Source organism: Xanthobacter sp. 91 (assembly GCF_000702385.1).
Lineage (GTDB): Bacteria > Pseudomonadota > Alphaproteobacteria > Rhizobiales > Xanthobacteraceae > Xanthobacter > Xanthobacter aminoxidans.
In genome coordinates, this window is record NZ_JNIB01000001.1 from 4,980,919 (window position 1) to 5,000,224 (window position 19,306).

Here is a 19,306-nt window from a genome sequence, read left to right on the forward strand (position 1 = left end):
CAAGAAACGAACTGCAGGCCAGCAGAAAGGTAGCAATCCCCATGACGACCAAGACGGCCAAGGACGTCCTCGACCTCATCAAGAGCGAGGACGTGAAATATGTCGACCTGCGCTTCACCGATCCGCGCGGCAAGTGGCAGCATGTCACGTTCGACATCAGCATGGTCGACGAGGAATTCCTGACCGAAGGCACCGCCTTCGACGGTTCGTCCATCGCCGGCTGGAAGGCCATCAACGAGTCCGACATGCTGCTCATGCCGGATCCGACGACCACCTGCATCGACCCCTTCTTCTCGGAGACCACGCTCTCCATCGTCTGCGACGTGCTGGAGCCCACCACGGGCCAGCCCTACGGCCGCGACCCCCGCTCCATCGCCCGGAAGGCCGAGGCCTATGCCAAGTCCACCGGCGTGGGCGACGCGGTGTATTTCGGCCCCGAGGCCGAGTTTTTCATCTTCGACGACGTGCGCTTCAAGGCGGACCCGTACAACACCGGCTTCAAGCTCGACTCCATCGAGCTGCCGACGAACGGCGACACCGAGTATGAGGGCGGCAACCTCGGCCACCGCGTGAAGACCAAGGGCGGCTACTTCCCCGTGCCCCCCATCGACTCGGCGCAGGACATGCGCTCCGAGATGCTGGCCGCCATGGCCAAGATGGGCGCCAAGGTCGAGAAGCACCACCACGAGGTGGCTTCCGCCCAGCACGAGCTCGGCCTCAAGTTCGGCTCGCTCGTGACGATGGCCGACCACCTGCAGGTCTACAAGTACTGCATCCACCAGGTGGCCAACATCTACGGCAAGACGGCGACCTTCATGCCGAAGCCGGTGTTCGGCGACAACGGCTCGGGCATGCACGTGCACCAGTCGATCTGGAAGGAGGGCAAGCCCCTCTTCGCCGGCGACAAGTATGCCGACCTCTCCGAGTACTGCCTGTGGTACATCGGCGGCATCATCAAGCACGCCAAGTCGCTGAACGCCTTCACCAACCCGCTGACCAACTCCTACAAGCGTCTGGTCCCGGGCTATGAGGCCCCCGTGCTGCTCGCCTATTCGGCGCGCAACCGTTCGGCGTCCTGCCGCATCCCCTACACCAACAACCCGAAGGCCAAGCGCGTCGAGGTTCGCTTCCCCGATCCCGGCGCGAACCCCTACCTCGCCTTCGCGGCCCTGTTCATGGCGGGCATGGACGGCATCCTGAACCGGATCGACCCCGGCCAGGCCATGGACAAGGATCTCTACGACCTGCCCCCGGCCGAGCTGAAGCAGATCCCGACCGTCTGCGGCTCGCTCCGCGAGGCGCTCGCCTCCCTCGAGGCGGATCACGAGTACCTGCTGAAGGGCGACGTGTTCCAGAAGGACTTCATCGAGTCCTACATCGACCTGAAGATGGCCGAGGTGATGCGCTTCGAGATGACGCCGCACCCGGTCGAGTTCGAGATGTACTACTCGGTCTGATCGACCTTCCTCCCAAAGCAGAACGGGCGCCCTTCGGGGCGCCCGTTTTCGTTTGTGGCGGTCTCTGCGTGCTCGGCCAGCCGGTCGCCCGGCTCAGCCGGCCTCGCCGCTCCCCGTGGTCCCGCTACCGGCCTTGCGGGCGGCGGCGCGGGCGTTGTTCTCGGCCTTGCGCGCCTCGCGCCCTTCCCTGCCCTCCTCCAGCGCCGTCACCGCGCCATGCAGGGTGGCGAGGTCCTGCCGGGTGAGACCCAGCCGGTGGAAGATGTTGCGCAGGTTGCGGATGGTGGAGGGCGCCTTCTCCGGCGAGCGAAAGAAGCCGGAGGTCTGGAGCGCCGTCTCCAGATGGTCGAAGAAGGCGAAGAGATCGCCCTTGTCGGCAAGCGGCGAGCGGTCCGGCGGGGCGAACGGCAGGGCGCCGCCGCTTTCCGCCTTCGACCATTCATATCCCGCCACCGCCACGCAGGTGGCGAGGTTCAGGGAGGCGAAGGCCGGGTTCACCGGAAGGGTGAGGATGGCATCACATAAAGATACCTCCTCCGTGTAGAGGCCGGTGCGCTCGCGGCCGAACACCAGCGCCACTTCCTCGCCGGCGGCCATGCGGCTGCGGGCCTCGGCCACGGCTTCATCCGCTCCGAGCACCCGCTTCGCCATGCCACGCTCGCGGGCGGTGGTGGCGAAGGCGAACTTCACGTCATGCAGCGCCGCGCGCAGGTCCGGGAAGAGCTGCGCCTCGTCGAGGATGCGGTCGGCTCCGGCGGCGAAGGTGCGCGCCCGGTCGTTCGGCCAGCCCTGGCGCGGGTTCACGATGCGCAGGCGCGACAGGCCGAAATTGCCCATGGCGCGCGCCGCCGAGCCGATGTTGTCCCCAAGTTGCGGCTCCACCAGGATGATGAGCGGTCCCCCGCCGTCCACGGCTTGGTGCTGTCGGTACCCGAACCCGGCATGTGGTCTCCTTGTCCGCGCCTTGGTCGCATACGGCGCCCGGACGTGTCGATACCCGGACGAAAGACGGGCCAGGCGATGCCGATGGCCCGACCGCCAGAGCGGGCGGGCGTGGGAAACGATCTCACGGCATTAGCCGGGTTTCCGTCTTGCGCCGCACTGCACCGGTGCTATAGCGGCCCGTGCCGGAGGCCGGTGGCGCCGCAACGCCGCCATCGCCTCCCCCGATTTACCAAGGCTCATTGAGCAGTCGCGAAAGGCCGTCCCATGGCGAAGATCAAGGTGGCAAATCCGGTCGTCGAGCTCGACGGCGACGAGATGACCCGGATCATCTGGCAGTACATCAAGGACAAGCTGATCCACCCCTATCTCGACCTCGACCTCGAGTATTACGACCTTTCCGTCGAGAACCGCGACGCCACCAACGATCAGGTCACGATCGCCGCCGCCGAGGCCATCAAGAAGCACGGCGTGGGCGTGAAGTGCGCCACCATCACGCCGGACGAGGCCCGCGTGAAGGAATTCAACCTCAAGGAAATGTGGAAGTCGCCCAACGGCACCATCCGCAACATCCTCGGCGGCGTGATCTTCCGCGAGCCCATCATCTGCAAGAACGTGCCGCGCCTGGTGCCGGGCTGGACCCAGCCCATCGTCGTCGGCCGTCACGCCTTCGGCGACCAGTATCGCGCCACCGACTTCAAGGTGCCCGGCAAGGGCAAGCTGACCATCTCCTTCGTGGGCGAGGACGGCACGAAGATCGAGAAGGAAGTCTACAGCTTCCCCGGCGCCGGCGTGGCCATGGCCATGTACAACTTGGATGAGTCGATCCGCGAGTTCGCCCGCGCCTCGCTCAACTACGGCCTGCTGCGCAACTACCCCGTCTACCTCTCCACCAAGAACACGATCCTCAAGGCCTATGACGGCCGCTTCAAGGACATCTTCCAGGAAGTGTACGAGGCCGAGTTCAAGGCGGAGTTCGAGAAGCGCGGCCTCACCTACGAGCACCGCCTCATCGACGACATGGTGGCCTCGGCCCTCAAGTGGTCCGGCGGCTATGTGTGGGCCTGCAAGAACTATGACGGCGACGTGCAGTCCGACATCGTGGCCCAGGGCTTCGGCTCGCTCGGCCTGATGACCTCCGTGCTGATGACGCCCGATGGCAAGACGGTGGAGGCGGAAGCCGCCCACGGCACCGTCACCCGCCACTATCGCGAGCACCAGAAGGGCAAGGAGACCTCCACCAACTCCATCGCCTCCATCTTCGCCTGGACCCGCGGCCTTGCCCATCGCGCCAAGCTCGACGGCAACGAGGACCTCGCCAAGTTCGCCGCGACGCTGGAGAAGGTGTGCGTGGACACGGTCGAGGCCGGCGACATGACCAAGGACCTCGCGCTCCTCGTCGGTGCCGACCAGAAGTGGCTCTCCACCACCGGCTTCCTCGACAAGGTGTCGGAGAACCTCACCAAGGCCATGGCGGCCTGAGGCAGACGACATTTGGCGGCAGCCCAGGCTGCCGCCACAATCCCGAAGGGGTCGCCACGTGCGGCCCCTTTTCTTTTGGCGGGAGGCGTCAGGCGGCGGGGGCGTCGGTCTCGGGCTTCACGTCCGGATGCAGTTCCGAGAGCCGGCCGATCACGTCGGGATGGCGCAAGGCGAGCATGTACAGCTCGTTCTCCTCGATGGAGAGGATCTTGGTCTTCGCCACCGCCCGCACCGTCGCCGGATCTGGCTTCGTGTGACCGGGCAGGAGCCCGAACACCTCGCCCGGCCCCAGCGAGCGGATACCGTCGGGGCTTTCCATCTCCACCCTGCCCTCCAGCACCACGAACAGGTGGGCCGCCTCCTCGCCACGCCGCACCACGTGGTGGCCGCGGTCGTAGCTGCGGGAATGCAGAACGGGCAGGATGTCGCCCAGCACGGGCGCATCGAGATCGGAAAAGGGCGGCAGCCGCGCGATCATGGAGAAGGTGACGACGAAGTTGTGCTTCGAGATCACCTCGGCAAAGGAGCCGGCGATAATGGCGATGGGCAGCGCCAGCATCATGAGGCCAGAGATCATGGTGAGGCCGCCGATGACACGGCCGAGATTGGTCACCGGCACCACGTCGCCATACCCCACCGTGGTGAGGGTGGTAATGGACCACCACATGGCGAGCGGGATGGACCCGAACTTGTCCGGCTGCACATTCCGCTCGGTCAGATACATGGCGGTCGCCGACATCAGCACGCCCGAGCACAGGATGATGAGGCAGGAGAGCAGCGCGTAGCGCTCGCGTCGGATGGCGAGATAGAGCGCATTGAAGCCGGAGGAATAGCGCGCCAGCTTGAGGAAGCGCACGAGGCGCAGCACCAGCAGGGCGTGGGGATCGAAATCGGTGGCCAGCGCCACGAACCACGGCAGGATGGCGATGAGGTCGATCAACGCCGGCACGGTCAGCATGTAGCTGAGCCGCGCGCGCGTATTCGACATGCCGCGCCGGAGCGGGTGTTCCGGCGCCACCCACAGCCGGAACCCGTATTCCACCGTGAAGATCAGCAGCCCGCAGAACTCGCCGACCCTGAACCACCACGCATCGCGAATTTCCAGGGATTGCACGGTTGCCAGCACCGCGCCCGTCACCGACAGCAGCACCGTGCCGATCAGGAAATAATGGACGAAATCCGCTGTCCGGTCGCCGGGAAGGTCTCGCTCCAGGATGTCGAACACACGTCGCCGGGCCGATTGCTCCTTCATCTCGTCCTCAAATCCCCTGCCCGCCTTGGCTTCGCGCGCGACCGAGCGCTGTCTCGATGCGGGCCCGGGCGCGCTCGGTGCGCGCCACCACCACCTCGTCCGGCAGACCGAGCTGCGTCAAGAGGCGGGCGGCGAGTTGCAGGCTTGCTTCCTGCGCCTCCGGTATCACGCCCGCCACCCCGAGCGCCGACAGCCGGTGGGCATGCTCTGTATCCTTGGCACGGGCGATGATCGCGGCCGACGGCCAGTGCTGGCGCACGGCACCCGCCATGCGTTCGGCCGCATTGGGCGCATCGAGTGTCACCACGAACACGGTCGCGCGCTCGGCACCCAGGCGCGCCAGCATCTCCGCGCGCCCGGCATCGCCGAAATAGACCGGCAGGCCGGCACCCCGCGCCTCGGCCACCCGGCGGGGATCGTTGTCGAGCGCCACATAGGCGACGCCCTCTTCCTCCAGCGCGTCCGCTACCATGCGGCCCACCCGCCCGAAGCCACCAATGACCACGTGGCCCTCTGCGCTGCTCTGCGCAGGCGCGGCGAGGCTGTCGTTGAGGCGGGCATCCAGCGTCCGCCCCAGCCGCCGGCCCAGCCGCGCGAGGAACGGCGTTGCCGCGAGGCTGAGGCCGACCATGGCGATAAGGACGCCGGCATCGGCCCGCGGCAGCGCCCCGTTCGCCGCCAGGAGCGCCAGCACCACGAGGGCGAATTCCCCCGTCTGCGCCAGCAGCACGGCCGCCTCCGCCGCAGCCGGTGGCGCGACTTTCATCAGGCGGCCGGCGGCATAGGTGAAGACGATCTTCACGGCGAGGATGCAGGCGACACCGCCCAGCACCCAGCCGAGCCGCGGCAGCACCACGGCGAAATCGATGCTCATGCCCACGGTGACAAAGAACACGCCGATGAGCAGGCCCTTGAACGGCTCGAGGTCCACCTCGATCTGGTGCCGGTAGGCCGTTTCCGACAGCAGCATCCCGGCGAGGAAGGCCCCGAGCGCGCTGGACAGGCCCGCCCGATGGGTGATCGCCGCCGAGCCCACCACCACCACCAGCGTGATCGCCATGATGAGATCGCGCGACCGGGTGGAAGCCGCCGCCGCGACCAGCGGCGCCAGCACGAAGCGTCCCGCCACCAGAATCAGCGCGACGGCGCCCACCGCCTTGACAAGCGCAAGGGCGGCCAACGTCAGCACGTCCGGCGCATTGCCGGTGAGAAGCTCCGCCGCCAGCAGGATCGGCACCACCATCAGGTCCTGAAACAGCAGGACGGCGATGACGAGCTGGCCGAGCGGGGCAAGGGCGCGATGCTGATCGATGAGCAGCTGGCTCACGACCGCCGTGGACGACAAAGCGAGCGCCGAGCCCAGCACCAGCGCCACACCCGGCGGGTATCCGATGAGCACCGCACCCAGCGCCAGCGGGACACCGCAGAACACCACCTGCAGGCAGCCGACGCCGAACACCTCGCGCCGCAGCGCCCACAGGCGCGCGGTGGAGAATTCAAGCCCGAGCAGAAACAGCAGGAAGACGATGCCCAGTTCGCCGAACGGCGCCGCCCGTTCGGGACTGGAAATGGTGACGAAACGCACCAGCGGCAGCGTATCGGCGAGGTGCCCGAGCCCGTGGGGGCCCAAGAGCGCACCCACGGCGATGAAGCCCACCACGGCACCGATACGGGCGCGGTGGAAGAGCGGCACCAGCACCCCGGCGGCGAGGAGATAGACGAACGCATCCTTGAGGAAGCTGTCGTTCAACGCACCGCCACTCCGCTACCGTTAGCCCGCGCCCCTTCCCTGTGTGGCAAGAATGACTGACGCTGCGCAAGGGGCCTGGATCAAATCAGCCCCCAATACGTCGGAGAATGTCTCCGAACCTTGCCCTTGCCGGACCAGGCTCGGCCCATCGGCGGCTGTGTCCTCCGATGCCGCGGTACGGCGGAGCGGCGAACCGCCCGGCCGTTCAGCCCGCGAGGGCCGCCTCGATGGCGGAGAGGGCAGCCTCCGCCTTGTCGCCGTCGGGGCCGCCGGCCTGGGCCATGTCGGGACGGCCACCGCCGCCCTTGCCGCCCAGCGCCTCGGCACCCCGCCGCACCAGCGCAACGGCATCCACGCGGGCGGTGAGGTCGGCGGTGACGCCCACCACGATGCCGGCCTTGCCATCGGACGTGACGCCGACGATGGCCACCACGCCCGAGCCGATCTGCTTCTTGCCCTCGTCCACGAGGCCCTTGAGATCCTTGATCTCGATGCCTTCCACCTGCCGCGCCAGGAGCTTGATGTCGCCGACCGTGCGCACGGCGTCGGCCGCGCCCTGGTTGCCGCCCATGGCGAGCTTCTTGCGGGTCTCGGCCAGCTCGCGCTCCAGCTTGCGCCGCTCCTCCACCAGCGCGGCGACACGCGCCTCAACCTCCGCCACCGGCGCCTTGAGCGCGGAGGCGGTGGCGATGAGCGCGGCGTTGGCGCCGTTGAGATGCTTGCGGGCCGAGCGGGCTGTGAGCGCCTCGATGCGGCGGACGCCGGACGCCACCGCGCCCTCGGAAACCACCGAGATGAGGCCGATGTCGCCGGTGCGCTTCACATGGGTGCCGCCGCACAGCTCCACCGAATAGGGCGCGCCGTTGCCGTCGTCGGTACCCATGGAGACGACACGCACCTCATCGCCATACTTCTCGCCGAACAGCGCGCGGGCGCCGGACTTGATGGCGTCGTCCACCGCGAGGATGCGGGTCTCCACCGGCTCGTTGCGCAGCACGAAGCGGTTGGCGATCTCCTCCACTTCCGCCACCTCGGCCTCGCTGAGGGGCTTGGGGTGGGAGAAATCGAAGCGCAGGCGGTCGGGGGCGACCAGCGACCCCTTCTGCGCCACATGCTCGCCGAGCACCCGGCGGAGCGCCTCGTGCAGGAGATGGGTGGCGGAATGGTTGGCGCGCACCGCGGCGCGGCGGTCGTGATTGACCTCCAGCACGAGAGCGGTGCCGGGCTTGAGCGTGCCGGTGTCGACCTTCACATCGTGCAGGAACAGGTCGCCCAGCTTCTTCTGGGTCGCCCGGACCTCCACGACGATGCCGCCCTCGCCGGTCATGCGGCCGGTGTCGCCCACCTGGCCGCCGGATTCGGCATAGAAGGGCGTCTGGTTCAGCACCACGAGGCCGGTCTCGCCGGCATTGAGGGCCGCAACCTCAGCGCCGTCGCGCACGAGGGCGGTGACAACGCCTTCGGCCTTCTCGGTGTCGTAGCCGAGGAAGTCTGTGGCGCCCACCTTGTCACGAACAGAGAACCACAGCGTGTCGGTCGCCGCCTCGCCGGAGCCGGCCCAGTTGGCACGGGCTTCCGCCTTCTGACGGGCCATGGCGGCGTCGAACGCGTCGGTGTCGACGCTGATGCCGCGGGCGCGCAGGGCGTCCTGGGTCAGATCGAGCGGGAAGCCGTAGGTGTCGTAGAGCTTGAACGCTACCTCACCCGGGAAGTTCGCGCCGGAAACGAGGCCCTGGCTCTCCTCCTCGAGGATGGAGAGGCCGCGCTCCAGCGTGCGGCGGAAGCGCGTCTCCTCGAGCAGCAGCGTCTCTTCCGCCAGCGGCTCGGCGCGCACGATCTCGGGATAGGCCCGGCCCATCTCGCGCACCAGGATGGGCACGAGGCGGTGCATCAGCGGGTCCTTGGCGCCGAGCAGCTGCGCGTGGCGCATGGCGCGGCGCATGATGCGGCGCAGGACGTAGCCGCGCCCCTCGTTGGAGGGCAGCACGCCGTCGGCGGTGAGGAAGACCGACGCGCGCAGGTGATCGGCGATCACCCGGTGGCTGGCCTTCTGCGGCCCTTCGGGATCGACGCCGGTGAATTCCGCGACCTCGGCGATGAGGGCGCGCATGAGGTCGGTCTCGTAATTGTCATGCGTGCCCTGCAGCACGGCCGAGATGCGCTCGAGGCCCATGCCGGTGTCGATGGACGGCCGCGGCAGGCCGACGCGCTCGCCGCCCGGCAGCTGCTCGTACTGCATGAACACGAGATTCCAGATCTCGATGAAGCGGTCGCCGTCCTGGTCCGCCGAGCCGGGCGGGCCACCGAAGATGTGCGGGCCGTGGTCGAAGAAGATTTCCGAGCAGGGGCCGCACGGGCCGGTGTCGCCCATGGACCAGAAATTGTCCGAGGACGCGATGCGGATAATGCGGTCGTCGGACAGGCCGGCGATCTTCTTCCACAGGCCGTAGGCTTCCTCGTCCTCGCTGTAGACGGTGACGAGCAGGCGGTCCTTCGGCAAATCGAAGGTGCGGGTCACGAGGTTCCAGGCGAGCTCGATCGCGCGATCCTTGAAATAGTCGCCGAACGAAAAGTTGCCGAGCATCTCGAAGAAGGTGTGGTGCCGCGCGGTGTAGCCCACATTGTCGAGGTCGTTGTGCTTGCCGCCGGCCCTGACGCACTTCTGCGACGTCGCAGCCCGCGAATAGGGCCGCTTCTCGACGCCGGTGAAGACGTTCTTGAACTGCACCATGCCCGCATTGGTGAACATGAGCGTGGGGTCGTTATGCGGCACGAGGGGCGACGAGGCGACGGCCTCGTGGCCCTCCTTGACGAAGTAGTCGATGAAGCTCGACCGGATCTCGTTGACGCCGCTCATGTGCCGGCACTGTCCCTCGGAGGCCGGGCCTTGCGGCGGCCGGCTCTGGTGATCGCTGCGCGCGCCAGCGCCTCGGGCCGAGCTTGGGGCCATCCCTCGGGTGTCGCGCGGTTCCCTCGACCGATGCGGCCGGCGGAACCGGGTTCGTTTAACGATGGGCCCGCCGCTTGTCCAGAAACGCGAGGGCGCAAGACGAAACGGGCGGAGACCATCCGGCCCCCGCCCGCACCGAAATCCGTCAAGGCGACGTCCGCGCCCGGCGCATCAGGCGTCGGCGGCGGAGCCTTCGGCGTCCTCCTCCGGATCGCCGGCGAGGATCTTCTCGGCGATGAGGCCGGCATTCTGGCGGATAGCGGCCTCGATGCGCCCGGCGATCTCCTGGTTCTGCTTCAGGAAGGTCTTGGCGTTCTCGCGACCCTGCCCCAGGCGCTGGCTGTCGTGGGAGAACCAGGCTCCGGACTTCTCCACCACGCCGGCCTTGACGCCGAGATCGAGCAACTCGCCCGTCTTGGAGACGCCCTCGCCATACATGATGTCGAACTCGACCTGCTTGAACGGCGGCGCCAGCTTGTTCTTCACCACCTTCACGCGGGTCTGGTTGCCCACCACCTCGTCGCGTTCCTTGATGGCGCCGATGCGGCGGATGTCGAGGCGGATCGAGGCATAGAACTTCAGCGCGTTGCCACCCGTGGTGGTCTCCGGCGAGCCGTACATCACGCCGATCTTCATCCGGATCTGGTTGATGAAGATGACCATGGTGTTGGACTTGGAGATGGAGGCCGTGAGCTTGCGCAGTGCCTGGCTCATGAGGCGGGCCTGAAGGCCCGGCTGGTTGTCGCCCATCTCGCCGTCGAGTTCGGCCCGGGGGGTGAGGGCCGCCACCGAATCGACCACCAGCACGTCGACCGCGCCGGAGCGCACCAGCGTGTCGGCGATCTCCAGCGCCTGCTCGCCGGCGTCGGGCTGGGAGATAAGCAGGTCGTCGAGGTTCACGCCCAGCTTGCGGGCATAGATCGGGTCCAGCGCGTGCTCGGCGTCGATGAAGGCGCAGGTGCCCCCGCGCTTCTGCGATTCGGCGATCGTGTGAAGCGCGAGCGTGGTCTTGCCCGAGGATTCGGGCCCGTAAATCTCCACGACGCGTCCCTTGGGCAGGCCGCCGATGCCCAGTGCGATGTCGAGCCCCAGCGAACCGGTGGGAATGCTCTCAATCTCAAGGGCTTTCCCGCCCTTGCCGAGCCGCATGATGGAGCCCTTGCCGAAATGCCGCTCGATCTGCGAGAGCGCGGCATCCAGCGCCTTGGTCTTGTCCATGGAAGAACCTTCGACGAGTCGGAGTGTCGCCTGAGTCATCGCCGCGCTCCGGTGCGGGTGCAAGGGGAATTAAGAACGTTGTATTTGTACTCTTTTTGTTCTCGGTTCGCAATATGTTCTCTTTGGTCCCTCGCGTGTGGTGGAAGCGCGATCGCTCTTTGTCGCCGAGCACCAACAGGATGCCGGAATTAAATGTCGCTGACGCCGGGCATTGAACGACCTCGACACGCTCATAACCGGAGCGGGTTGGCACCACCGCCGCCCTGTCGGGGATCGACCGGCAGGGCGACGTGGCATCGGCGTGGAGGCGTGAGCGCCTAGAGGGCGGCGTGGTCGCGCACGGCTTCGCCGAGGGCATCCTTGAGGGTGGCGAAGCGGGCGTCGAGGGCGAGCGGGTCGGTGCGGTTGAGCGCGATCATCTGCGCCCGCGCCTCGCCGCCCCGCACCACCTCGAAGGCATCGGCCGCGATGCCGGCGACAACCGCTTCGGCCACCGCCTCGGCAGGTTCGCGGCTGAAACCGACCTCCGGTCCGGCGCGGCTGCTGCGCATCATCGGCGTGTCGGTGGCGCCGGGATAGACAGTGAGGATGCGCACGCCTTCTCCCGCCAGTTCCCGCCGAAGCGCCTCGTCGAAGCGCGCGAGGCCAGCCTTCGCCGCCGCATAGGTGGCGTAGAACGGCATGCCGATGAGCGCGATGGCGGAGGTGATGTCCACGATCAGCCCCTCCCCGCTCGCCCGCAGCGCCGGTAGCGCGGCGCGGGTGAGGAGGATGGGCGCAATCAGGTCCACCTCGATCATGGTGCGGATGTCGGCCTCGCTCGTCTCCTCCAGCCGGCCAGCGCGCACGCCACCGGCATTGTTAATGAGGATGTCGAGGCCGCCCAGAGCCGCCACCGCGCCGTCCAGCATGGCCCCACGGTCCGCAGGATCGGTCACGTCGCCGGGGATACCGTGGACCTCGGCGCCGGACGCCTTGAGCCCGCCGACCGCCTCCGCCAGCACCTCTGGCCGGCGGCCGGTGAGCACAAGGCGCGCGCCGTCTGCCGCCAGAGCGGTGGCGATGGCACGGCCGATGCCGCTCGATCCGCCGGTAAGGAGGATTCGTTTTCCCTTGATCTTCATGGCGTTGCCTGCCCCTTCACTCCGCAGCCGGCGGATAGTTGGAGGGGAAGAGCGCCTTGCGGGATTCCTCATCGCCCATGGGCTTGAAGGCGTGATCGGTGCCCACCGCGCGGGCGCGGGCGGCGGCGGGGCGGGCGTCGATCTCGGCGAACCAGCGCTTGATGTGCGGGAAGCGCGCCAGGGGATCGTCCTCGCCCTTCAGCACCCGGGACGCGCGAAGGACCCACCCCCAGGCCGACATGTCAGCGATGGTATAGTCCTTGCCGGTGATGTAGGGGCGGGTGGCGAGCAGGTCGTCGAGCACCTGATAGTGCCGTTCCGCCTCGCGCCGGTACCGGTTCACGGCATAGCCGAGCCCCTCGGGCGCGGCGTGCTGGAAGTGCACCGCCTGTCCGGAGAACGGCCCGAGGCCGCTGGCGAGGAACAGCAGCCAGGAGAGCAGCTCCGGCCGGTCCTTGGGATCACCGCCGAAACGGCTGGTCTTCTCCGCGAGATAAATGAGGATCGCGGTGGAATCGAACACCCGCGCCTCGCCGCCGCCCGGCCCGTCCGTATCGACGATGGCCGGCACCTTGCCGTTGGGATTGATGGCGCGGAACGCCGGCAGGTGCTGCTCGCCCTTGGCGGTGTCCACCGGGACAATCTCGTAGGGAAGGCCCGTCTCTTCCAGGAAGAGCGCGACCTTGGCCGGGTTGGGCGTGGGATGGAAATAGAAGCGGATCAACGGGATCACCCTTCGCTGGCAGCCGCCGAAGCGGGCACGTTTGCGTTTTAGAACGACTGATATAGAATGCACGCATCGGACACCTGCGCAAGCTGTCCGCATCGCAAAATACTGCCGCATGCCAGATCTCGGCGGCGGCGCGACATGTCATGGATGATCCCGAATGATCGACCTGCATTATTGGCCGACCCCGAACGGCCAAAAGATCACGATGTTTCTCGAAGAAACGGGCATCGACTACACCATCATTCCCGTGGACATCAGCGCAGGCGACCAGTTCAAGCCGGATTTTCTGGCCATCGCCCCCAACAACCGTATGCCGGCCATCGTCGATCATGCCCCTGCCGATGGTGGCGCGCCTATCCCGGTGTTCGAATCCGGCGCAATCCTGCTCTATCTCGCGGAGAAGACGGGCCGCTTCATTCCCGCCGACGTGCGCGGGCGCAAGAGCGTGCTGGAATGGCTGTTCTGGCAGGTGGGCGGGCTGGGCCCCATGGCCGGGCAGAACCACCATTTCGTCCAGTACGCGCCGGAGCGCATTCCCTACGCCATGGAGCGCTACGTGAAGGAGACGAACCGTCTCTACGGCGTGCTCAACACGCGCCTCGGCAAGAGCGCGAACGTGGCGAGCGAGGATTATTCCATCGCCGACATGGCCATCTACCCCTGGATCGTGCCGCACCAGCGCCAGCAGCAAGACCTCGACACCTTCCCGCACCTGAAGCGCTGGTTCGAGGCGGTGGCAGCGCGTCCGGCCACCATTGCCGCCTATGCCAAGGGCGAGCCCTTCACCAAGCGCCCGACGGTGACCGAGGAAGGCAAGAAGATCCTCTTCGGCCAGACCGCACGGCAGGCCGGATGACGCCTCGCCCGGCGCGGGTTACGCTGCGCCGGGCGTCGCGGAAAGACGCGGGAAAGACGGGGTATCATGGCGCGGCCGAGGGCGTTCAACGAGGGCGAGGTATTGGACGCGGCGCTGCGCTGCTTCTGGACCCGCGGCTACGAGGCGACCTCCGTGCGCGATCTCGCCTCCTCCATGGGCCTCACCGGCGCCAGCCTCTACAACGCCTTCGGCGACAAGCGCACGCTCTATGAGAAAGCGCTGGAGCGCTACGCCAGCCACAGCATGGCGGAACGCATCCGCCGGCTGGAGGCGCCCGACATGGCCCCGCGCGACGCCATCGCCACCTTCTTCCGGGAGACGCTGGAGCGGGCGCTCGACGACCCCGAGATGAAGGGCTGTTTCGTGGTGAACGCGGCGGTGGAGATGGGGCCGCACGACCCCGAATTGCGCGCCGCCGCGCTCGCCTCCCTCGGCGAGGTGGAGGCCTTCCTCACCCGCCGCATCGAGGCCGGCCGCACGGCCGGCACGATCCAGAGCCGGGAGACCGCGCAGGAACTGGCGCGGATGCTCCTCGGCGTCCACCTTGGTCTCCGGGTGCTGGCGCGCCTGCAGCCCGGTCGTGAGCTGCTGGAAGGGGTGGTGAAGCCGGCTCTTGCAGCCCTCGATCCGTGAGGACGCGCGCGCTATTTCGGCAGCGCCTCGGTGAAGTCCTCCTGAAACTCCTTCAGCTCCACCGGATTAAGGTCAGACACCGCCCAATAGGACAGCCCCGCCTCGCTCCAGCCCATGAGCGTGTAGCCGTCGCGGCCCTTCACCGTGTGTGCGCCGGATGCGCCCGGCCAGACGAAGACGTTGATGACATGGCCATTGCGGCGATAGACGAGCGCCGCGACCACCCGTCCCCCCACATAATCGAGCCGCCCACCCACCAGCGGAAACCCACGCGCAGCAAGGTCCACCACCGGTGGGGAGAAATCGATGCGGCCGCCGAACCACGGCTTCACCGTGTGCTGGTTGGACGAGGCCACGTCAGTGAGATGATCGGCGAGCAGGGATCGGACATGGCCAGCGACCAGTTCGTCCTCCAGGGCGCCCCCGCGCGGTGGCAGCACGGCGATGACGAGAGCCACGGCCAGCACCGCGAGGGAGGGCACGAGGCTCCACCGCGCGACCCGTTCGCGTATCACGGTGCGCCCCGCATCGCCCCACAGGCGGCGCCACAGCGCCGCCGGGCTCCAGCCCGCCGCCGGCGCGGCATGGGCCGCCTCCCCCGCGAGGGCAGCGACCACGCTCTCGCGCAGCCCCTCCGGCACCGGCCAGCGGGCCTGCCCGGAGGCGAGGAGCGTGTGCGTGTTTTCCAGCCCCCGCAGGTGCGCGGCGCAGGCCAGACAGGATGCAAGATGCCGCTCCACCTCCAGGACGTGGACGGCGTCGAGTTCTCCGTCGAGGTAGGAATTGAGCCGCGTGTCCCAGTCGGCGCAGGGCTCCGGTGTGCGATCCGGACCTTCGCTCATCGTAGCGCCTCCGGCCCGGCGGCGACGCGCTCCCACAGATCGGCGAAATGGCGCCGCGCGCGGGACAGGCGCGACATGACGGTGCCCACCGGCACGCCCGCGACGTCGGCGATCTCGCGATAGGAGAGTTCATCCAGCTCGCGCAGCACCAGCACCTCGCGCAGGGGCTCGGGCAACAGTTCGAGCGTGCCGCGCACCCGATCCGCCTGCGAACGGCGCAGCAGGATGGTTTCCGGCGTCTCGCCGTCCACCAGCAGATCGAGCGCGTCGTCCGCGTCGCCGCCGTCTTCTGTGGCCACCGCGTCCGGCGCGCGGCGCTGCATCTCGCGGCGTCGGTGGTCGCGCCAGGTGAGGTGGCAGTTGCGCACGATGGCGAGCAGCCAGGCCCGGGCGCTGCCGCCCTTGAAATCGGCGAAAGCGCGATAGGCGCGCAGATAGGCGTCCTGCACGATATCCTGCGCGGCATCCGCATCGCGGGTGAGATAGCGGGCCAGCGTATAGGCGGCGTCGAGATGCGGCAGCATGCTGGCGCGGAAGTGCGCCGCCTCCGTCGCGGTCAGCGGACGACCGGGCCGCGCCTCCTCGGTGCGCCCGGCGGCGCCCTCCACCGATGCCGCAGCCACGGCGAAGAGCGCGCGCACAGCGTCGGCGACAGCGGCGATGACGCCGCGCCTGCCGCCCGCGCCGGCGCCCCGCCACCCGCCTGCAAGCGGGAAGGTCGCAATCGAGATCATTCCATGTCCGTTCCGGATGGAGGGGGCGGCCGCAGCCGCCCCGGACCGGGCATCAGCCGCCCGCTTTCACGATGACCTTTCCGACCATGTGCGGGTGAAGGGAACAGAAATACGAGTAATCTCCCGCATTCGTGAAGGTGAAGGAGAATTTGCCTTCCGTATCGAGAGCCTTCGACCGGAAGGCCTGCTTTTTATCCACCACCGTGTGGGGAATATCGTCGTTGTTGATCCAGGTCACAGTGGTGCCCGGCGTGACGGTGACTTCGGCCGGCGTGAAGGTAAAATTGTCGATGCTGACTGTGACCTCCTCGGCAGCGGCCGGCGTCGCGAGGGCACCGAGGGCAAGACAGATGGCGAGCGCCGCAACCTGCGGCGGAAGGGGAAGACGCGGTCGTTTCACGGATGAAGCTCCTGGCGGATGACGCCGGCCGCAGCCGGCCATGACGGATGAAGGGCGACGGGGGCGGCTCAGCCTTCGAGCGGCGTGTCGATGATGGCGAGCGGCTCGGAGCCGCGGACGAAGTTGACCGTCGCGATACCGAGATTTTTCTTCAGCTCGCCCGCCGGCAGCTTCAGCGGCCCAGGCGAAGGCGCGGTGCCGGGGGCGGGCTGCGGGAAGGCCGTGGACCGTGCGGTGTGGAAGGAGACGTTGCCCTCCACCTTCCGCATCACCTGATGGATGTGCCCGTTGAGCACCGTCACGGAGCCGAACCTTTTCAGATAGGACAGGGCCTCCAGCCCATCGGCGGTGCCCCAGCCCCATTCGGGATAGACGGTCCAGAGCGGAATGTGGGCGAACACCACGAGGGGCATCGAGGACGGCAGGCCGGCGATGTCATTCTCCAGCCATTCCAGCTGCTCGGTGCCGAGATTGCCGAGGCCGCCAGCCTTCAGGTTCACCACGTTCACGAGCGCGATGAAATGCACGCCGGCATGGTCGTAGCTGTACCAGCCAGCGCCCTTCGCGCCCTTGCCGTAGCGGTCGAGATAGGCCTTGCCCTGGCCGTCATCGAGCAGGTCGTGCTCGCCCGGCACGTAGAAGACGGGGATGCCGGCCTCCTTGATGATCTGGTCGGCGTCGTCGAATTCCTTGTCCTTGGACAGGTGGCTGATGTCGCCGGTGTGGATCATGAAGGCGGGCTTCTCCTTCAGTGTGCGGATGCGGGCCACCGCCTCCCGCAGCGTGCCCAGCGCGTCCGGATTGGCGGCCTTGTCGAAGCCCACATGGCTGTCGGAAATCTGCAGGAAGGTCAGCGTCTTCACCGGCTCGGTCGCGAGCGCGCGCCCGAGACCGACGCCGCTCGCGACGCCGCCGGACATGGACCACAGAATGCCGGTGCCGGCCCAGGTCATGCACTCAAGGAAGCCGCGCCGGTCAATGCCGTCGGCGTCAGGGCGGGGGGCGGTCTCGGACGACGGCCGTTCGTGTCTGCTCATGGATCTCTCCGCATGGCGCCGGGCGCTGCCGGCGCTGCGACCGCGCGCCCGTTAGGGGCGGCGCCGGCCGAGGCGTGGGCGTCGCCTCAGGGCGTCCCACATGGGCCAAGACCGGAGAGCGCGCCGGTTTATTCCCGACCGGAGAGATTTTTTGCGGCTGACGACACCGGCAAAGCGGCGAGCCGGTTTCGCAGCCGGGGCACGGTGAACGTCACGAAGGCCCGCAGCTTCGCGGCCGGCAGGCGCGCCTCGGGATAGACGATGGCCACCGGCAAGGGCGGGCCTTCATACTCCTCCAGCAGCAAGGCGAGGCGCCCGGCGGCCACCGCCTCCTCCACCTGATAGGAGAGCACGCGCGTGATGCCGCGGCCACGCACGGCGGCATCGATGGCCGCCTCTGCGCCGTTCACCACATAATGCGGGCGCACCGTCACCTGCTTGCGCGAGCCGCCGCCGGGACCGGGCGCGAAGCTCCAGATGGAATTGTCGGTGATCTGGGAGAAGGAGACGATCCGGTGGCCGGCGAGGTCCGCCGGCACCTGCGGCACGCCATGGGCGGCGAGATAGGCGGGACTGGCGCAGACCACGCGGCGCACCTCCCCCACCCGTGTCGCGACGAGGCTGGAATCCGGCAGATGGCCGATGCGCACCGCCGCGTCGTGGCCTTCGTCGATCAGGCTCACCACGCGATCCACCAGCAGCAGCCGCGCCTCCAGCTTCGGGTTTGCCTCCAGGAGGTCCTCCACCAGCGGCGCCACATGCAGCCGGCCGAAGGTGACGGGCGCTGTGATGGAGAGGAGGCCGCGCGGATCGGTCCGTTCCCCCGCAGCAAGCTGATCCGCCTCGGCGAGCTCGGCGAGAATGGCGCGGCAGGCGGCGAGATAGCGTTCGCCCGCCTTGGTGAGGTGCAGCGCGCGCGTGGTGCGGTGGAGGAGGCGCGTGCCCAGCCGTTCCTCCAGCAGCGCCACAGCCCGCGTGATGGCCGCCGGCGAGCGCCCGAGGCGCCGCGCCGCGCCGGCAAGGCTCCCTTCGTCCAGCGCGGCGACGAAGGCGGTCATGGCGTCGATGCGGTCCATCGTTCGATTTCAGAAAGTGAAACAATAGCTTTCAGATTATAGCCATTCTGCACAAGAACGGGAAGCCCTAGCTATTCCTCACCGAGCCGCGAACAAACGCCGGCCCGAAGCGAAACGCGAAAGGCGCCCCCGTGAACCACTCTTCCAGCCGCATCCCGGCCCTCGACCCCGCCACCACCACCGGCAAGGCGAAGGACCTGCTCTCCGCCGTCCAGGCGAAGTTCGGCGCCACGCCGAACCTGTTCAAGGTCGCCGCCAACGCGCCCGCCGCTCTGGAGGGCCTCATCGGCCTGTCCGGCGCGCTGGGCTCTGGCGCACTGCCGGCGAAGACGCGCGAAAGCCTCGCGATCGCCGTCGCCGAGGTGAACGGCTGCGACTATTGCCTCTCCGCCCACAGCCTCATCGGCAAGGGCGCCGGCCTCTCCGACGCCGATATCACCCTCGCCCGCGCCGGTCGCGCGGCGGACAGCAAGGCGGAAGGCGCCCTCGCCTTCGCCCGCGCGGTGGTCGCCAAGCGCGGCCAGGTGAGCGATGCGGACCTTTCCGCTGCCCGCGCCGCCGGCCTCGATGATGGCGCGCTGGTGGAGGTGGTGGCGCATGTCGCCGTGAACATCTTCACCAACTACCTCAACAACGTCGCCGGCACCGAGATCGACTTTCCCGTGGTGCGCTCCGGCACGCCGCGGGCCGCCTGAGGCCTGCGGCCGGCATCCGAACGCGCTCCGCCGGACGAACCGCCCCTCAAACGGCGAAGCGCAGGCGAGTGCCAGCCGAAGCCTCACAGCCGGGCCCCTCCGGGGGC

General features: G+C 68.1%; 17 protein-coding genes. 5 read left to right on the forward strand and 12 right to left on the reverse strand.

Features of this window, described 5'->3' with window-relative positions; genetic code table 11:
• The first annotated feature begins 41 nt into the window (after positions 1-41).
• Entirely contained in the window at positions 42-1,457 is a 1,416-nt protein-coding gene (gene glnA, locus A37E_RS0123245) for a type I glutamate--ammonia ligase (RefSeq protein ID WP_024278715.1), read from the forward strand.
• A 93-nt stretch (positions 1,458-1,550) separates the two neighbouring features.
• On the opposite strand, the gene A37E_RS25595 is transcribed toward glnA, so the two are convergent.
• Positions 1,551-2,369: an RNA methyltransferase gene (locus A37E_RS25595; protein WP_245279411.1), complete on the reverse strand. Its 819-nt coding sequence runs from the start codon at positions 2,367-2,369 to the stop codon at positions 1,551-1,553.
• Between the two features lie 297 nt (positions 2,370-2,666).
• Here A37E_RS25595 and A37E_RS0123255 point away from each other — a divergent pair, with 297 nt between their 5' ends.
• A complete protein-coding gene (locus tag A37E_RS0123255) occupies positions 2,667-3,881 on the forward strand; it encodes an NADP-dependent isocitrate dehydrogenase (RefSeq protein ID WP_029558814.1) in 1,215 nt (404 codons plus the stop codon).
• A gap of 88 nt (positions 3,882-3,969) precedes the next feature.
• Here A37E_RS0123255 and A37E_RS0123260 read toward each other — a convergent pair whose 3' ends face one another.
• From A37E_RS0123260 to A37E_RS0123285, 6 genes are all read right to left on the reverse strand, one after another.
• Positions 3,970-5,133 (reverse strand): cyclic nucleotide-gated ion channel, encoded by a 1,164-nt coding sequence (locus tag A37E_RS0123260; protein WP_081837746.1) that lies wholly within the window; start codon positions 5,131-5,133, stop codon positions 3,970-3,972.
• 7 nt (positions 5,134-5,140) lie between these two features.
• Positions 5,141-6,883: a cation:proton antiporter gene (locus A37E_RS0123265; protein ID WP_051679287.1), complete on the reverse strand. Its 1,743-nt coding sequence runs from the start codon at positions 6,881-6,883 to the stop codon at positions 5,141-5,143.
• Between the two features lie 205 nt (positions 6,884-7,088).
• Entirely contained in the window at positions 7,089-9,740 is a 2,652-nt protein-coding gene (gene alaS, locus A37E_RS0123270) for an alanine--tRNA ligase (protein WP_029558817.1), read from the reverse strand.
• 264 nt (positions 9,741-10,004) lie between these two features.
• Entirely contained in the window at positions 10,005-11,090 is a 1,086-nt protein-coding gene (recA, locus tag A37E_RS0123275) for a recombinase RecA (protein ID WP_029558818.1), read from the reverse strand.
• A 278-nt stretch (positions 11,091-11,368) separates the two neighbouring features.
• On the reverse strand, positions 11,369-12,175 hold the full coding sequence (locus tag A37E_RS0123280; RefSeq protein ID WP_029558819.1) for an SDR family oxidoreductase: 807 nt from the start codon (positions 12,173-12,175) through the stop codon (positions 11,369-11,371).
• A gap of 16 nt (positions 12,176-12,191) precedes the next feature.
• Positions 12,192-12,899, reverse strand: coding sequence for a glutathione S-transferase N-terminal domain-containing protein (locus A37E_RS0123285; RefSeq protein WP_029558820.1), 708 nt, complete (start codon positions 12,897-12,899; stop codon positions 12,192-12,194).
• Positions 12,900-13,062: 163 nt separating this feature from the next.
• Between A37E_RS0123285 and A37E_RS0123290 the strand changes: the two genes are divergently transcribed.
• A complete protein-coding gene (locus tag A37E_RS0123290) occupies positions 13,063-13,761 on the forward strand; it encodes a glutathione binding-like protein (protein WP_029558821.1) in 699 nt (232 codons plus the stop codon).
• Positions 13,762-13,827: 66 nt separating this feature from the next.
• The gene (locus A37E_RS0123295; protein WP_029558822.1) at positions 13,828-14,415 is read left to right on the forward strand and encodes a TetR/AcrR family transcriptional regulator; all 588 of its coding nucleotides are present in this window, start codon (positions 13,828-13,830) and stop codon (positions 14,413-14,415) included.
• A gap of 11 nt (positions 14,416-14,426) precedes the next feature.
• Here the strand turns inward: A37E_RS0123295 and A37E_RS0123300 are convergent, their stop codons facing one another.
• The 5 genes from A37E_RS0123300 to A37E_RS0123320 form a co-directional block, all read right to left on the reverse strand.
• On the reverse strand, positions 14,427-15,257 hold the full coding sequence (locus tag A37E_RS0123300) for an anti-sigma factor (RefSeq protein ID WP_029558823.1): 831 nt from the start codon (positions 15,255-15,257) through the stop codon (positions 14,427-14,429).
• On the reverse strand, positions 15,254-15,991 hold the full coding sequence (locus A37E_RS25600; protein WP_038193632.1) for a sigma-70 family RNA polymerase sigma factor: 738 nt from the start codon (positions 15,989-15,991) through the stop codon (positions 15,254-15,256). The genes A37E_RS0123300 and A37E_RS25600 overlap by 4 nt, the downstream gene beginning before the upstream one ends.
• A 52-nt stretch (positions 15,992-16,043) precedes the next feature.
• A complete protein-coding gene (locus A37E_RS0123310; RefSeq protein WP_038193634.1) occupies positions 16,044-16,391 on the reverse strand; it encodes a cupredoxin family copper-binding protein in 348 nt (115 codons plus the stop codon).
• A gap of 68 nt (positions 16,392-16,459) precedes the next feature.
• Entirely contained in the window at positions 16,460-17,428 is a 969-nt protein-coding gene (locus A37E_RS0123315; RefSeq protein ID WP_051679288.1) for a metallophosphoesterase, read from the reverse strand.
• A gap of 128 nt (positions 17,429-17,556) precedes the next feature.
• Positions 17,557-18,504 carry a LysR family transcriptional regulator gene (locus A37E_RS0123320; protein ID WP_029558828.1) on the reverse strand — a complete coding sequence of 316 codons (948 nt, stop codon included), beginning with the start codon at positions 18,502-18,504 and terminating at the stop codon, positions 17,557-17,559.
• Between the two features lie 152 nt (positions 18,505-18,656).
• Here A37E_RS0123320 and A37E_RS0123325 point away from each other — a divergent pair, with 152 nt between their 5' ends.
• The gene (locus A37E_RS0123325) at positions 18,657-19,199 is read left to right on the forward strand and encodes a carboxymuconolactone decarboxylase family protein (protein WP_348550900.1); all 543 of its coding nucleotides are present in this window, start codon (positions 18,657-18,659) and stop codon (positions 19,197-19,199) included.
• Positions 19,200-19,306 lie beyond the last annotated feature (107 nt).

Coding starts and splice junctions, on each gene's coding strand:
- glnA (WP_024278715.1), top strand. CDS start 42: ATGACGACCAAGACGGCCAAGGACGTCCTCGACCTCATCAAGAGCGAG.
- A37E_RS0123255 (WP_029558814.1), top strand. CDS start 2,667: ATGGCGAAGATCAAGGTGGCAAATCCGGTCGTCGAGCTCGACGGCGAC.
- A37E_RS0123260 (WP_081837746.1), bottom strand. CDS start 5,133: ATGAAGGAGCAATCGGCCCGGCGACGTGTGTTCGACATCCTGGAGCGA.
- alaS (WP_029558817.1), bottom strand. CDS start 9,740: ATGAGCGGCGTCAACGAGATCCGGTCGAGCTTCATCGACTACTTCGTC.
- recA (WP_029558818.1), bottom strand. CDS start 11,090: ATGACTCAGGCGACACTCCGACTCGTCGAAGGTTCTTCCATGGACAAG.
- A37E_RS0123280 (WP_029558819.1), bottom strand. CDS start 12,175: ATGAAGATCAAGGGAAAACGAATCCTCCTTACCGGCGGATCGAGCGGC.
- A37E_RS0123290 (WP_029558821.1), top strand. CDS start 13,063: ATGATCGACCTGCATTATTGGCCGACCCCGAACGGCCAAAAGATCACG.
- A37E_RS0123295 (WP_029558822.1), top strand. CDS start 13,828: ATGGCGCGGCCGAGGGCGTTCAACGAGGGCGAGGTATTGGACGCGGCG.
- A37E_RS0123300 (WP_029558823.1), bottom strand. CDS start 15,257: ATGAGCGAAGGTCCGGATCGCACACCGGAGCCCTGCGCCGACTGGGAC.
- A37E_RS25600 (WP_038193632.1), bottom strand. CDS start 15,991: ATGATCTCGATTGCGACCTTCCCGCTTGCAGGCGGGTGGCGGGGCGCC.
- A37E_RS0123315 (WP_051679288.1), bottom strand. CDS start 17,428: ATGAGCAGACACGAACGGCCGTCGTCCGAGACCGCCCCCCGCCCTGAC.
- A37E_RS0123320 (WP_029558828.1), bottom strand. CDS start 18,504: ATGGACCGCATCGACGCCATGACCGCCTTCGTCGCCGCGCTGGACGAA.